4 protein-coding genes are annotated in these 16,161 nt (G+C 67.0%); all 4 read left to right on the top strand.

Going from position 1 to position 16,161, the window contains the following annotated elements; translation table 11 throughout:
* Positions 1-94: 94 nt before the first annotated feature.
* The 4 genes from ABD665_RS14885 to ABD665_RS14870 are packed head-to-tail and all read left to right on the top strand — an operon-like array spanning position 95 to position 16,119.
* The gene (locus ABD665_RS14885) at positions 95-2,947 is read left to right on the top strand and encodes a helicase-related protein (RefSeq protein ID WP_204913417.1); all 2,853 of its coding nucleotides are present in this window, start codon (positions 95-97) and stop codon (positions 2,945-2,947) included.
* Positions 2,947-7,605: a class I SAM-dependent DNA methyltransferase gene (locus tag ABD665_RS14880; RefSeq protein WP_204913416.1), complete on the top strand. Its 4,659-nt coding sequence runs from the start codon at positions 2,947-2,949 to the stop codon at positions 7,603-7,605. Before ABD665_RS14885 ends, ABD665_RS14880 begins: the two co-directional genes overlap by 1 nt.
* Complete coding sequence (locus ABD665_RS14875; RefSeq protein WP_344742483.1) at positions 7,602-13,913, top strand: DEAD/DEAH box helicase; 6,312 nt, start codon at positions 7,602-7,604, stop codon at positions 13,911-13,913. The genes ABD665_RS14880 and ABD665_RS14875 overlap by 4 nt, the downstream gene beginning before the upstream one ends.
* Complete coding sequence (locus ABD665_RS14870) at positions 13,903-16,119, top strand: 3'-5' exonuclease (RefSeq protein ID WP_204913415.1); 2,217 nt, start codon at positions 13,903-13,905, stop codon at positions 16,117-16,119. Before ABD665_RS14875 ends, ABD665_RS14870 begins: the two co-directional genes overlap by 11 nt.
* Positions 16,120-16,161: the final 42 nt, after the last annotated feature.

Here is a 16,161-nt window from a genome sequence, read left to right as displayed (position 1 = left end):
AATTTCATGTGAGGGCGTCGACGACGGCGACGGCCCACCTACACTCCAGCACCATGAGCACCAGCGCTGGCGCCAGAGCGACGAGGTCTGCTGAGTGACGTCAACGCCGATTGCCCCCGGATCGGTTGTCCTCGTTCGCGACGAAGAGTGGTTGGTCACCTCCCTCGATCAGACGGCCGATGGCCAGCTGATCCAGGTCCAGGGTTTGTCGGAGCTGGTCAGCGGAACGACTGCGGCCTTCTACGACAGCCTCGATGAGATCGAGGTCCAGGACCCGGCCGCAGCCCGACTGGTCGCCGACGACTCGCCGCACTACCGACGTACGCGTCTGTGGTTGGAAGCCACCGTCCGCAAGACGCCCGTCCCGCTCGCGGACACGCGCCTTGCCGTCACGTCGGGAGCGCTAGCCAACGCCTTGGCCTACCAGCGGTCGGCCGTCCGGAAAGCCCTCGAACCCTCCAACCTGCGGCCGCGCATCCTGCTGGCGGACGCGGTCGGCCTCGGCAAGACGCTCGAGATCGGCATGATCCTGTCGGAGCTGGCTCGTCGCGGCCGCGCCGACCGCGTGCTGATCGTCTGCCCACGCCACGTGCTCGAGCAGATGCAGCAAGAGCTGTGGACGCGCTTCGCCCTCCCGTTCGTTCGGCTCGACTCCTTGGGCGTCCAGCGGGTCCGTCAGGAGCTGCCGGCGACCCGCAACCCGTTCACCTACTTCAAGCGGGTGATCATCAGCATCGACACCCTGAAGCAGGACAGGTTCGTCAACGACCTGCGACGCCACCGGTGGGACGCGGTGGTGATTGACGAGGTCCACAACGTCACCAACTCGGCGACCCACGCCAGCAAGCTGGCACGCATCCTCGCGCCCAACACCGACGCGTTGGTGCTGGCCTCCGCCACTCCTCACAACGGCCGGGCCGAGTCTTTCGCCGAGCTCATCCGCCTGCTCGAGCCGACGGCGGTGTCACCCGACGGTGACCTCATCCGGGAGGAGGTCGAGCGCCTGGTCGTCCGGCGTCACCGTCACAGCCCCGAGGTGGCGCAGGTCGTGGGAGACGACTGGGCCGAACGTCGTGAGCCCCAGAACCTCCTGGTCGACGCGTCACGCTTGGAGAACGCCGTTGCGGCGGAGCTCGACGACGTTTGGCTGCACCCAGGTGCAGCAGGTTCGCCCTACTCCGGCTCGACGTCGGGCTTGTTCCCCTGGACGCTCGCCAAGGCCTTTCTTTCATCCCCGGCAGCTCTGCAGCAGACCTTGATCGAGCGTCGTTCCCGGCTCGGTTCCGGAGCGTCTGCTGACTCAGAACGGCGCGCTTTGGACCGCCTCGCCGAGCTGAACGAGCCTTGCCTCGTCGACGGCGGCGCCAAATACGACAGGCTCCTGGCGTACCTGCGCGAGATCCAGGTCGGGCCACGCTCCGCCAACCGGGCCGTGATCTTCGCGGAGCGCGTGAAGACGCTGGAGTGGCTGCAAGCACGGCTGCGGCGCGACCTCGGTCTGCCGAACGACGCGGTCCAGGTGCTGCACGGGGGACTGAGCGACGACAGGCAGCAGCAGGTGGTCGAGTCGTTCAAGCTGGCGTCTTCACCGATCCGACTGCTCATCACCGGTGACGTCGCCTCCGAGGGCGTCAACCTGCACGTCCAGTGCCACGAGCTGATCCACTTCGACATCCCGTGGAGTCTGATCCGTATCGAGCAGCGCAACGGGCGGATCGATCGTTATGGACAGCGGCATCGACCGCAGATCACCACGCTCCTGCTGCGCCCCGACAGCCCGCGCTTCGCCGGCGACCTGCGGGTGCTGTCTCGCCTGCTCGAGCGCGAGCAGGTGGCCCACGCCGCGTTGGGCGACACCGCCAGTCTGATGGGGAAGTACTCGGTCATGGGCGAGGAGGAGGAGCTTGCTCGGGTGCTGGCCGGTCAGCATGACTTCGACGACGCGGTGGCGGAGGTCGACCAGCTGGACGAGATCGACCCGATCGCTGCGTTCCTCGCTGAGCTCGGCGGTGGCAAGCGGGACGTGCTCGCTGACGAGGTCGCCCCCAAGACGCTTTACGACAGCCATCTTGACTTTCTCCGCGACGCGGTGACCGAGGCCTACGAGACGCCGGAGGCCGATCCATCGGGCGGCGGCGTGCGCTGGCGCGAGCACCTCGACCACGGAACCGTCTCCCTCCAACCGCCTCCGGACCTGCGTCAGCGCCTGCGGGTGCTGCCACAGAGCTATCTACGGCAGCGCCGGGTGGACGTCGAGCTCGTGCTCGCCGTCACCGAGCTGCGGGGCAAGCAAGCGTTGGCCGAGGCGCTGACGACAGCCTCTGACGCCGCGTCCGGGACAAGCTGGCCCGAAGCTCATTACCTTGCACCGCTGCACCCGGTGCTCGATTGGGCGGCCGACCGCGTGCTGAACACGCTCGACCGGCACCAGGTCTTCGTCGTCCGCGGAGCCGTTGATCACCCCGTCGTCGTGCTGCAAGGAACGCTGACCAACCGACGCGGGCAGGTCGTGGCCGGAAGCACGCTGGCCGTCGAGTTCCCCGATCCTGGCCGGCTGCAGTTCGCCCCTGTACGCGTCTTCGACTCCGTGGCCGCTGCCAGCGAAGCCGTTGGGCTTAACCAGGGCCAGCAGAATCTCGGTCCCGTCCAGGACCTCGAGGCTCTGCAACCGTTGCTGGAACGGGCCGTGCGGGTCGGCCAGGCTGAGATCGAGGTGCTGCTGGCTGCAGCGGCGGAGGACGCGCACGCTCGGCTTGATCGATGGCAGGAACGCGCGTCGACGTGGACGGAGCGGTCGGAGCGGGTTGCTCAAACCGCACTGATCAAGCACCGGCGCCTTGGCGTGCGGGACGAGAAGGAGATGGCGCAACGCCTTGCTCCCGATCGGTCGCTCGTCCGGGCTCTGGTGATGGTCGTGCCGGCCGACGAGACCGAGGGAGCGCGCTGATGGCGTCGAGCGATGCGCTGGTCGTGGTCGAGGACTGGATCAGCGAGCACTACTTCACAAGTGAGGCGCGGAACGAGACGTTCCACGCCCGGGTGCGGGCTCGCCGCACGTCGTGGGACGAGCACGAGGGCGCGTCCACGGTCCGGTCGCGCTTCACGCAGCACCGCGCCCGCCTGGAGGCCGGCCTGGCTGCGCTCTATGATCCCTCGGCGACCAGCACAGCCAGCACCCCGGACCTGCTCGACCTGTACGAGCTGGTGCAGACAATTCTTGGCTACCGCTCGGGCGAGTTCGCCATCCGGACAGAGGGCCCGGTCCGCTTCTTCGCGACCCCGGGGGTCGACGCTGAACCCCTGGTCTTGGTGGCGGCCCAGCCCGTGGCGACCCTGGAAGAGATCGGCGACCGCACGAGCGACACCCTCGTCGAGCCCTACCTGTCGCGAGATGACGAGAAGATCACCTCGACGGCGGTGCTGCTGTCACGGCTCTTCGTCGAGGCCGACGGACCCACCTTCGCTCTTGTCCAGTCGGGTCGGTGGCTGGTGATCGCCGACCGCGACCGCTGGCCCGAGGGTCGCTATCTGGGGATCGACCTCCAGCTGGTGTCGGAACGGAACGACAGCAAGCGGGCGGGGGAGATCGACACCGCGTTGACGTGCGTCGCCGCCGAGTCGTTGGCCCCGGACGCCGACGGGGAGATCTGGTGGACCGAGGTCCTCGAGGACTCGGTGAAGCACACGGTCGGGGTGAGCAAGGACCTGCGCGAGGGTGTTCGGCGCTCGATCGAGATCATCGCGAACGAGATCGTCACCCGCCGTGAGCAGCAGGAGCGGCCTCCACTCAGCCCCGACCTGGCCCAGCCGCTCGCCGTGCAGTCGCTGCGCTTCCTCTACCGCATCCTCTTCCTCCTGTACGCCGAGGCGTCCCCCGAGCTCGGCGTGCTTCCGGTCAAGGCGCCCGAGTACACGCAGGGCTATTCCCTCGACCGGCTGCGCGAGCTGATCCAGGTGGACCTGGCCACCGAGCGAGCGAGAAGGGGTACGCACCTCTTCGCCTCCCTCGGCCGGCTGTTCGCGCTGGTCGACGAGGGTCATGCGGTTCAACGGTCGGCTACCGAAGATGCGGATTCAGAATCCGAAGCGCTCAGCCTTCAGTTCAACGCCCTTCGAGCGGACCTTTTCCAGCCGACCGCGACATCGATGATCGACGAGGTCGGACTCGGGAACCACGCGCTCCAGGACGTCCTGCAGCGCCTGCTGCTGAGCAAGAAGACAGCGGGCAAGGAGCGCGGCTTCATCTCCTACGTCGATCTCGGGATCAACCAGCTCGGCGCGGTCTACGAGGGCTTGATGTCCTACACCGGCTCCTTCGCCGAGCAGGACCTCCACGAGGTGGCGAAGGGGGGTGACAGCGAGAAGGGGTCGTGGGTGGTGCCGGTGGATCGCGTTGCCGGCCTCGCGGCGGCCGACTTCGTCACCGAAGAGGACCCGCTGACGGGCGAGCGCAAACCCGTCGTGCACCGGCAAGGCACCTTCGTCTTCCGTCTCTCGGGGCGAGAACGTCAGCAGTCGGCGTCGTACTACACCCCCGAGGTACTCACGCGCTTCACTATCGGCCAGGCCCTGGCGGAGCTGCTCGATCAGAACGACGCCATCACCTCGGCCGACGACATCCTCGACTTCACCGTGTGCGAACCAGCCTTGGGATCAGGCGCGTTCGCGATTGAAGCGGTTCGGCAACTGGCCGAGGAATACCTCAGGCGTCGGCAGACGGAGCTGGGTCGAAGCATCCCGCCCGAGGACTATTCGGCCGAGCTTCAGCGCGTCAAGGCCTATCTCGCGCTTCACCAGGTCTACGGGGTCGACCTGAACGCCACGGCTCTCGAGCTGGCCGAGATCTCCCTGTGGCTGGACACCATGGCTCCTGACCTGGCCGCCCCCTGGTTCGGGTTGCGGCTACGGCGTGGCAACTCGTTGATCGGCGCTCGGCACGCGGTGTACAGCCGGGCCCAGGTCAACGACAAGTCGTGGCTCGTCGCTCCTCCCACGGACGTGCCCCTCGCCGACCTGGCCGCGGCGGTCGATCGGGACGAACCCATGTTCAGCACGGACGGGCGCATCCTGCACTTCCTCCTGCCAGCCAGCGGGTGGGGTGCCACGAGCGAAGCGAAGGAAGCGCGCGAGTTGAGTCCGTCGGCGACCGAAGCGGTCAAGCAGTGGCGGAAGACCTTCAAGGTTCGTCCCACCCGCGCCCAGCTGGACGAGCTCGTGGAGATCAGCCGGCGCGTCGAGGTCCTGTGGCAGGTCGCCTTCCGGAGGCTTCGCGTTGCTGAGGCCGAGTCGCGTCGTGACATCCCGCTGTGGGGTCGCGAGACGGCCGAGCACGGCAGCACGGTCACCCGGGAGCAGATCGAGGAGTCGCTCGTCAACCCGGACGGCGCCTATCGCCGGCTCCGACTGATCATGGACGCCTGGTGCGCGCTCTGGTTCTGGCCGTTGCAGGGCCAGCAGGCCGACTCGGCGACACGGGTCGCTCCCCCCACGCTCGACCGGTGGATCAGTGCCTTGCAGTCGATCGTTGGGCGGGACCCGCAGCGGCTTCGGAAGGCCGGGATGGGTACGTTCGGCGCGGGAGGTGACTGGGCAGCGCTGGCCGAGGCCGAACGCACGGACCTGGAGTTCGCTCAGGCCTTGCCAGTGGCCTCGGTGCTGGAAGAGCAGCCCTGGTTGCGAATCTGTGTCGAGGTCGCGGAACGGCAGGCCTTCTTCCACTGGGAGCTCGACTTCGCCCCAGCCTTCGGCCGTGGTGGGTTCGACCTGCAGGCCGGCAACCCTCCTTGGGTGCGACCACGCACCGACGTCGACGCGCTCCTCGCTGAAGGAGACCCGTGGTGGCAGCTCGCCAACAAGCCCTCCGAGGTGCAGCGAGCGGCGAAGCGCCTACAGACGCTTGAGGTGCCGGGGATTCGTGATCTGGTCATCGCTGGAACAACTGAGACTTTGGCGACCGCTGCATACGTGGGCGACGCCGTCAATTTCCCGGAGTTGGCCGGTCTGCAACCCGACCTCTATCGGTGCTTCATGGCCGCGGTATGGCGGCACGCCGGTCCCGATGGCGTCAGTGTGCTCATTCACTACGAGACGCACTTCGCCGACGAGAAGGCTGGTATCTTCCGTCGCGCAAACTATCGACGGTTACGCCGGCATTGGGAATTCATTAATGAGTTGAAGCTCTTCGACATTAAGGATCAGAAGCACTGGGGCGTCAGTGTTTTTGGTCCGGAGCGGCAGGTCAATTTTCTCCAAGCCACGTCAATGTACCATCCCGACACCGTTTTGCGGTCGTTGGCACATGACGGAAGCGGGCCTGAGCCAGGTTTCAAAGACCCTGAGGGCCATTGGGACCTGCGACCGCACCGGCGCCGGATTACGCGCGTGACCCCAGAGACGCTTTTGACCTGGCACGAGGTGATGGAGAGTGCTCAGGTGCCAGTTGACCAGACCCGGATGGTATATACAGTCAATACTGTAGCTGCCCAGGTGCTATCGAAACTTGCCGAAGCCCCACGTCTTGGTGCCTTTGGCCTGGAGTTCTCCCGCGGGTGGGACGAGTCGATCGATCGGAAGAAGGGTCGATTCATTCAAGAGTGGGGTTCCTCTCCGTCATGGGACGACGTAATCATGCAAGGTCCGCACCTATTCGTGAACAACCCGTACTACAAGTCACCCAACCAAACACTGCTCCATAATCAGGACTGGTCGCTCGTCGACCTTGAGACGTTAGACACGAACGCAATCCCGGTGACGGCGTACAAGCCAGCTGGTGACCGCGCTAAGTACGACGCCCTCTACACTCATTGGGGTCAGGAAAGCGCCCGCGACTACTACCGCGTGGCTTGGCGTCGAATGGCTGCCTCTACCGGTGAGCGAACATTAATTCCCGCGATAATTCCTCCCGGGACGGCACACCCGCACCTGCTTTACTCGATCGCGGTCCGGGACGAGCCGTCGATACTTCTTGCGGTGCAAGGCTTCCTCTCGTCGCTACTGGCGGATTCCTTGATTCGCTCAACTGCTAAGAACGACATTCTGCTGTCAACCGTCGCTAATATACCGTTCATCTCACAACATCCGTTATCCGGTGCGCTGGCCTTGAGGAGCGGTCGACTCAATTGCCTCACTGCTGCCTATGGAGATCTTTGGCGCCTAACTTCGCAACCCGAATGGGCGGAAGACTCTTGGACTCGCGTCGACAACGTGCAATCTTCGCTTCCCGTCGCGTCACGAGATTGGAGCGCGACGTCGCCCTTACGGCGAGCTATCGACCGGCGTCAAGGGCAAGTCGAGATCGACGCGATCGTGGCGCTTATCCTCGGCGTGACCGCCGAGGAGCTTTGCACCGTCTACCGCACGCAGTTCGCGGTTCTCTATGGGTACGACCACTGGGACTACACCTACGACGCGAACGGCCGGCTGGTACCGAATGCTGTTTTAAGCGCGTGGCGCAAGAAGGGCAACGCTGTCACCAGCGAGGAACGCACGCACACCAACCAGGCTGGCAACACCTACGAGTACGAGCTGCCGTTCCGGACGTACGACCGCGAGCACGACATGCGCTCTGCGTACACGGAGTTCGAGCGCCGGTTGGCGGAGAGGTGACCGGATCCACGGTGGAGATGCCACTCCTGCCGACGGTCCAGGCCGAGGATCTGCAGCGCGCACTCGTCGACTACCTGCGCACGACGTTCGCGCTCGCCGACGTGGACGCACAGGTGGCGCTCGAGGACTTCCTCCGGCACGACGCCGACGGCATCTTCAAGGGTCCCTACGTCCGGCTCCGACTTCCGTTCCGCCCCGCGAACGACGGCTGGGAGACGCTGCTCGACTGGATGCCCGAGGGCTTCATGCCGTACGGCCACCAGGCGGACGCGTTCCGGCGTCTGTGCAGCCGTGGTGATGACGGTGACTTCGTCCAGCCGCAGCCGACGCTCGTGACGACCGGGACGGGATCGGGCAAGACCGAAGCCTTCCTGTACCCCATTCTCGACCACGTCCTTCGTGCCCGAGCGGCCGGCGTCGCTGGGACGAAGGCACTGATCCTCTATCCGATGAACGCTCTGGCCAACGACCAGGCTCAACGGCTGGCCGGCCTGATCAGTGGAGACCGTCGGCTCAGTCGTGTAACGGCTGCGTTGTACACCGGGGAGGACGGGCCGAAGCGGACGCAGGTCACCGCCGAGGGACTGATCACCGACCGCGGAGTGATCCGTGATCAAGCTCCCGACATCTTGCTGACGAACTACAAGATGCTCGATCAGCTGCTGCTTCGCGCCGACGATCAACCGATGTGGCAGCAGAGTGCGACCAGCCTCACCTACCTGATCCTCGACGAGTTCCACACTTACGACGGGGCGCAGGGGACGGACGTCGCCATGCTGCTGCGGCGGCTCAGCCTGACGCTGGGCGACTTTGGACGGCCAGCGGCCACGAATGCCGCGGGGAGCGCGCTCGTTCCGGTGGCGACGTCGGCGACCCTCGGCGACAACGACGACCCGCACGTGATGATCGAATTCGCTAGCACCATCTTCGGGCGGGAGTTCGATACCGGGTCGGTCGTCACGGAGTCCCGTCAGCCGCTGGTCGAGTGGGCTGGGCGCCACCAGAAGGTCTACGCACCGCCCGAAGAAGCCTCGATCGACACCGAGGCGATCAACAAGGCTGTACGGCTCAACGGAGCCCCGAAGACCGGTCAGCAGCTGACGCGCGCGGTGATCGGTGGCCTGTACCGCGTCGATCCTGAGGCCAGCCAGCGGTGGTCGGACGTCGAGCTGAGCGATCGGGCCCGGCAGCACCCGATGGTCCAGCGACTCGTGGGGCTGACGGGTCGGGCCACGAGCGTTGGCGACGCGGCCACCGCGGTCCTCGGAGCAGAGTCGGACCCGGCCTCGGGTGCCGAGTTCGTGACCAACCTCGTGGCGGCGCTGAGCCAGCTCCGAGCCGCGCTCGGACGCGACTTCGTGAGCGTCGAAACCCACCTGTGGGTACGCGAGCTGACCCGGATCGACCGCGTCGCCGGCGGGGTGCCGCGCTTCCGATGGAGCGACGACGGCCGGGTGGTGGCAGCCGACGCCGTCGACGTCCTCGCACAGCGGCAGGCCTTTCCCGCTGTCTACTGCCGTCACTGCGGCCGCTCGGGGTGGGGCATCGAGCTCGTGCCGACCGGAAGCAACCTCGGCACCACCAACGCGCACGAGATCCGTGCCCGCCACGCAGTCGGCGAGGGCCGCTTCCGAGCCCTGATCTTCGCTGCGCGCGAGGCGCAGGCCGACGGCCAGACGAAAGGCCTGGCCTGGTTCGACGTGCGCGACCGACAGCTGCTCAGCCAACCTCCCGGGCGTCAGTCGGACCTCATGAGCGAAGGCTGGGTGCTGCCGGTCCTCCGCCTCGTCGAGAACCCCGACGCGGACTCCCGCGACGACCGCTGTCCTGCGTGCGACCGTACGGACGGGATCCGCTTCCTGGGCTCGGCCGTGGCCACCCTGCTGTCGGTCAGTCTCTCTGCTCTCTTCGGCGCCCGATCCGTCAGCAGCACCGAGAAGAAGGCCCTCGTCTTCACCGACAGCGTCCAGGACGCGGCCCACCGCGCAGGGTTTGTGGAAAGCCGGTCGCACACGCTGACCCTGCGGGCGGCCATCCATGAAGCCCTTGACCGGCAACCCGTCAGCCTGGACCTCGTCGTCGACGAGATGATCCGCCAAGCCGGTGAGGACAAGTTCCGGCGCTACCGGCTGCTGCCTCCCGACACGATCGGCCGCAAGCGGTTCGACGAGTTCTGGAGCAAGGCACGCCTGTCGCAGGTGCCCAACACCAGTCGGCAGTGGGTGCGTCGGAGGCTGTTGTTCGACGTCGTCTGCGAGTTCGGCGTGCACTCCCGCGTCGGTCGCACCCTGGAGGCCACCGGAGCTGCCGCGGTCGAGGTCGATGCCGGAAACGCTCAAGCTCTGCTGAACCTCGGTCGGTCGGCCCTGCTCAAAGACGTCCAACCGGAACTTCCCGATGTATCCCCGCCGAGCGACCAGGCCGTTGTCGCGTGGGTCCGCGGCGTGCTCGAGCACCTCCGGACGCAGGGCGCCATCGACCACGACTGGCTCTCCAAGTACATCGCCGACGACGGCAGCCGGTACCGCATCTGGGGAGGTCGCGCCCGCGAGCAGGGGATGCCTGCGTTCCCGTCCGGTCGTGCGGCGCCGGCGTTTCCCCGTATCGGCCCGAAGGTGACGCGGAAGGCCGAGATGCTGCTCGACGTCGTCACCAGCCCCCAGAGCTGGTTCGCGCGGTGGAGCGGCCGCGTGCTGGGCGTCGAGCCTGGACATGGAGCACGCCTGGCCCGTGCGCTGCTCGAGCGGTTGCACGCGGCCGACGTCCTGGCGGCGAAAACCACGAACACGGGCGGGACGGTCTACTCCCTTTCGCCTGCCGCGGTGACCGTGACGGCGACGACGGCCGACGCCATGGACCGCGGCGAGCACGTCCTGCGTTGCTCGATCTGCCGCACCGAGCAGTACGGCAGCGCCACCACCACGCTCCAGCTCGACGGGGCCCCGTGTGTTCTCGTGCGCTGCGCTGGCGTGCTGGAGCGCTCGCCGGAGAGCGACAACTACTATCGCCGGCTCTACGCGTCGTCGGACATGCGACGCGTCGTCGCCCGCGAGCACACTGGCTTGCTCGACGACAGCGTCCGCCTGGCGTACGAGACGGGGTTCAAGTCGAGCGACGACGACCCCAGCGCCCCGAACGTGCTGGTCGCCACCCCCACGCTGGAGATGGGCATCGACATCGGCGATCTCTCCGCCGTGGTTCTCGCGTCGCTGCCGCGAACCGTGGCGTCGTACCTCCAACGCGTCGGTCGCGCTGGTCGGCTGACGGGAAACGCCCTCGACCTCGCGTTCGTCACCGGACGCGGTCAGAACCTTCCGCGACTGGCGGACCCGTCGTCCTTGATCGACGGCGTGGTCAGGCCCCCCGCGACCTACCTCAACGCCGAGGAGATCCTGCGCAGGCAGTACCTCGCGTCGCTGGTCGACAGCATGGCCCGCGACCCGCACGCTCGGCACCCGGCGCGGGCGACAGCAGCCATGCAGACCCCGGAGGACGGCAGCTTCCTCGGAGCATTGATCAGTCTTGCGGAGCTCGATGCTGACCGTCTGCTCGGACGCTTTCTGGCGCAGTTCCGTGACCTGGACGCTTCGGTCACCGCCCGCTTGCGAGCGTGGGCCCGTGCCGATCCAGGCATCCCGCGCAGCAGCGGCTTGGCCGCGCAGGTGATGGCCGCGTCGGCTGAATGGTCACAGGCCGTCGAGTCGCTCCAGCATCGCCAGCACGCGATCGAGCTGGCCTTGCCAGAGCTTCAGCAGCGCGCCTCCGCTCCGGCGCACGGAGAGGACGACGAACGCGCGGCGCGAGCGGCCGAGGCCTCGTTACGCCAGACCAAGGCGGCTCTCGGTGCGCTTCGAGGTGCCTACTGGATCCAGGTGCTCGAGGAGTACGGGCTGCTGCCCAACTACACGCTGCTCTCGGACAACGTCACTCTCGACGTGGCCTTGAGCTGGCTCGACCCGGAGACCCAGCAGTATGACTCCGCGCCGACGCAGCACCGCCGTGGGTCTGGACTTGCTCTGCGCGAGTTCGCTCCCGGCGCGACCTTCTACGGGCAGGGCATGCAGATCGAGATTGACGCGGTCGATCTCGGCACCAACGCCGAGAGCGTGCACGAGTGGGAGCTGTGCGCGGAGTGCGGCTTCGCACGAGAGGCTCCGGACCCGTTGGGTCAGGCGTCGACCGTCTCGCCGCCGTGCCCCCGGTGCGGGAGCGCGGCCATCCAGGACGCCAGTCAGCGGTTCAAGGTGGTCGAGCTGACGCGCGTCTCGGCGCAGGCCCACCGCGACGAGGCGCGGATCAACGACAGGACCGAGGAGCGTCGCCAGACGCGGTTCTCCATCGTCTCCGCGGCGGACATCGATCCCGCCTTCGTGACGCGCCGGTGGTTCGTCGACGGGTACGGCTTCGGTGCTCGATACCTGAGGCGACTCACCCTGCGGTGGTTCAACGTCGGTCGCCGAACTGGGGTGGGACCGCAACGCGGCATTGCGGGTGAGACCGTCGCGGCGAATCTCTTCCGGCTCTGCGTGGGCTGCGGGGTGCTCGACCGCACCACCAAGTCGAACCGGCCCGACGAGCACCGAGCGTGGTGCCGCTACCGCACCGAGCTCCACGAGCACACCGAGAGCCTCGTGCTGTCGCGCACACTGGTCACCCAGGCTGCCGTGATCCCGTTGCCGTGGTCGGTCAGCCTGAGCGACGCACTGGCCGTGCCGAGCCTCGAGGCGGCGATCCTGCTGGGGCTGCGCGAGCGCTTCGGTGGTGCGCCGGACCACATCGGCGTCGTGACCACGGTCGACCCTGTGATCGGGGGTGACAACCGGACCGCGCTGCTCCTCCACGACCTGGTTCCCGGGGGTACCGGCTATCTTGCCGAGCTGGCGACGCCACAGCGTGTGTGGGAGCTCTTGCGCGCCGCGTGGAACGTGGTCTCCACCTGTCCGTGCCAGGACGAGGGGCTGAGCGCGTGCCATCGTTGTCTGCTGCCCTTCGCCCCGCCGGGACGGACAGACGTGGTGTCTCGCTCGGCGGCAGAACGGCATCTCCGGGAGCTTCTGACGCTCGGAACGGATGCCCAGGAGCCGCCGGAGGAGATGACCTGGACCTGCACGGAAGAAGAACCCGTGCCAGCCATCGCTCTCGAGTCCCACCTCGAGCTGTACTTCCGTCGAGCGTTCACCGAGCTCGTCACCTCGCTCTCGGCGGCGGTGACCGAGATCCCGGGACCGAAGGGCACTTCGGTGCAGGCGGTGTTCCCCGGATCGCGCACGTGGCTGCTCGAGCCGCAGGTGAACGTCCTGGACTCTAAGCCGGACTTCATCCTGAGCAGCACGGACACCCAGGTGCCCAAGATGGCGATCTTCACGGACGGCTACGCCTACCACGCGTCGCCGGCGCACCGAGCCACGCTCGCGCTCGACGCAGGCAAGCGCCGCAACCTGCGTGACGCCGGCTACTTCGTGCTCTCGATCACCGCCGCCGATCTCGGACCTGATCCTGCTTCACCTACGTGGTGGTCCGCCACCGCTGCGACCGCTCTGGTAGGGCGAGCGCCCAGCACCGTGGCGTGGCTGCCGCGCATCAAGGAGGGGCCGCTATCGGTCCTGCGAGCCTGGCTGCTCGACCCGAGTGCCGAGACGCAGCAAGCGTGGGCCAACGTCTTGCCGCTGATGCTGGCAGCGGCAGCGACGCCTGTGCAGATCGATATGGGACCGAACCTCGCCCAGAGCGCCCGGCAAGCACTGAGCGGCGGCCCGTTCCCTGCTGATGGCGTGAGCGCCTACTGGTGGCGGCAGGGTCCTCTTGGTGTGCTCGTCCGAAGCAACGGCGCCGGGCTGGAGATGGCTGCGGTGCTGGACGACGGAGCTGCGGCGGTGGATCACCATGACTTCAGGGCCGGCTGGCGCGACTGGCTGAGCCTTGGGAACTCCGTGCAGCTGGCAACGATCCCCGTGAGCTGGGGCACGAGCTCGTCGGAGGCGCTACCCGCGGGCGCTGCCGCGCCAGACCTGGCGACCGTAGCCGCGGCGTGGCGACCTCTGCTGTCTCTGGCTGAGACCGACCTCCAGAGGCAGCTCATCACGTACCTGGCCGAGGCCGATGTCGCACCGCCGAGTGATCTCGGCGAGGAGGTCGAAGGGGTCTTGACCGACCTGAGCTGGCCAGAGCAACGGGTGGCGGTGATCTACGACGACGTGGAGGCGGAGCTCGTCGACGAGCTCGCGGCAGCGGGCTGGCAGCTCGTGCGTCCAGAGGGCGATCTCATCCTGACAGCACTGCGCGAGGGGGAGGGCGAGCGTGTCGCCTAGCACTTTGATCATGGGCAAGCCGATCACCAAGCTCACGTCCGACCTGCGCAAGCAGACGTACGCGTTCCTCGAGAAGCTCACGGAGGACGATTCGTCGCCCGGGCTGCACATCGAGCCGATCAAGAACAGCCGCGATTCTCGCGTCCGTACGGGGCGCGTCAGCCTGCAGTACCGTGCGGTTCTCTTCCGGCTCGACGGGCCGACGCATCCGGCGTACGTCTTCGTCGGCGTGTGGAACCACGACGACGCGATCGTGCGCGCGCAGAAGTCCGAGCTGACGGTCAATCCCGTCAACGGCGTGAGCGAGATCCACTTCCTCGACGTCGACCCTCAGCCCGCGGTGGACGTCAAGAAGCCTTTGGTTGAGGCCGCTCCAGCGAGGTCGTCGGCTCCAACGATTCTCGGTTACACCACGGCCGAGCTTCGCGACTTCGGGCTCGACGGCGATCTCGCTGCGCGCGCGGCCCGTGCCACCAGCGACGACGAGATTCTCGACCTCGCTGAGCACGCTGTCGAATGGCAAGGTCTGGCCCTGCTCGACCTCTCGGCAGGAACACCGCCCGAGGTCGTTCGCGAGAAGCTCGGGCTCGACCGACCAGTCGATGCACCTGGTGGTGAGGTCACCGACACCACCATTCTCCGCGGCTTCGAGCACCCAGCCGCGAAGCTGACGTACACGTTCATCGAGGACAACGACGAACTGCGGCGCGCGATCGAGCAGGAGGACTTCGGCGCCTGGCGAGTTTTCCTCCATCCCGAGCAGCGTCGGTACGCGACTCAAGCGACAAGCGGGTCGTTCCGGCTGACGGGAGGAGCCGGCACGGGCAAGACCGTGGTTCTCCTGCATCGAGCGGATGATCTGGCGCATCGTCGCGGTGGACGAATCCTGCTGACCACCTTCACGACCAACCTCGCAGGTGAGCTCTCTCGCGGTCTCCGTCAGCTGGCTCCTGATGTCACGCAGACGCCGGCGCTGCATCAAGAGGGCGTATTCGTCTCGGGCATCGATGCGCTCGCCAGTGCCGTGATCAAGTCTGCGGGTGGTCGGATCCTCGGTGCTCGGAAGACTGTGCTGGGCGCTGAGGACGGGGGGCTAGGTCGGCGAACGAACACGGTCGAGGCATGGCAGTCCGCCGTCGCAGCGGCCGGCACCGACCTGCCACTTCCGCTTCAGAGTGTGGCCTTCCTCGATGCCGAGTACGCCGAGGTGATCCTGCCGCACCGGCTCATCGATCTCGCCGGGTACCTGAAAGTTCGACGACCCGGCCGTGGAGTACGGCTCAATCGGGGGGAGCGGACCGCGGTGTGGAGGGTCATCGAGTCGTACCGACTGAGTTCGCGGGCTGCTGGCAGCATTGACTTCCGTGAGGCTGCGGCGATAGCCGCTGCGTACCTCGACAGTGAGGCCGAGACCGGACATCGTCGGCTGTTCGATCATGTGCTCGTCGACGAGGGGCAGGACCTTTCGCCGCCGCACTGGCTCCTCATCCGGTCGCTCGCGGCCGTCGGTCCCGACGACGTCTTCATCGCCGAGGACTCACACCAGCGGATCTACGGGCGCCGCATCACCCTCAAGCAGTTCGGCATCGCGGTGGTCGGCCGCTCTCGACGCCTGACGCTGAACTATCGAACGACCGCGGAGATCCTCGACTTCGCCATGCGAGTGCTGGAACCCGGTGCCTACCGCGACCTCGACGACGAGATCGAGAAGTCGAGCGACTACCGGTCGGCCCGGGGTGGACCAGCCGTGGGTCTGCGGCCGTGCGCCAGCCTGACGGAGGAGCTGGCGACAGCAGCCGAGCAGGTGCGTACCTGGACGACGGAGGCCGGGTTGTCTGACCAGCCTCTCGAGTCCATCGCGATTCTCGTCCGTGACCAGTACAACCGCGACCGCGTCGTGACGGGACTCGCTGAGCGGGGCGTGACGGTGCGTTCCATCGATCGCGAAGGAACGGTAGGTGGCGCACCAGTTGTGATGACGATGCATCGGGCGAAGGGGATGGAGTTTCGGGACGTCCTTCTCTTCGGTATCGGTGCTGACTCGATACCGCGAGGGTTCAGCGAGTACGAGTACTCGGAGAGCGAGGTGTCCGACGCGCTCCTCCGGGAGCGCTCACTCCTCTACGTCGCTGCCACCCGTGCGCGCGATCAACTTGTGATCACGTGGGCGAAGCAGTCGAGCCCTCTGCTTCCGGCCAGCGCGTGAGGTCATCATCGCTGCGCAAGCCAAGCGCGGTCATCCATGCCC

The sequence above is a fragment of the Microlunatus spumicola genome (assembly GCF_039536445.1).
Taxonomy (GTDB): domain Bacteria; phylum Actinomycetota; class Actinomycetes; order Propionibacteriales; family Propionibacteriaceae; genus Microlunatus; species Microlunatus spumicola.
Note: the sequence above shows the minus strand (reverse complement) of the source record. Positions and strands in the feature narration are given on the sequence as shown.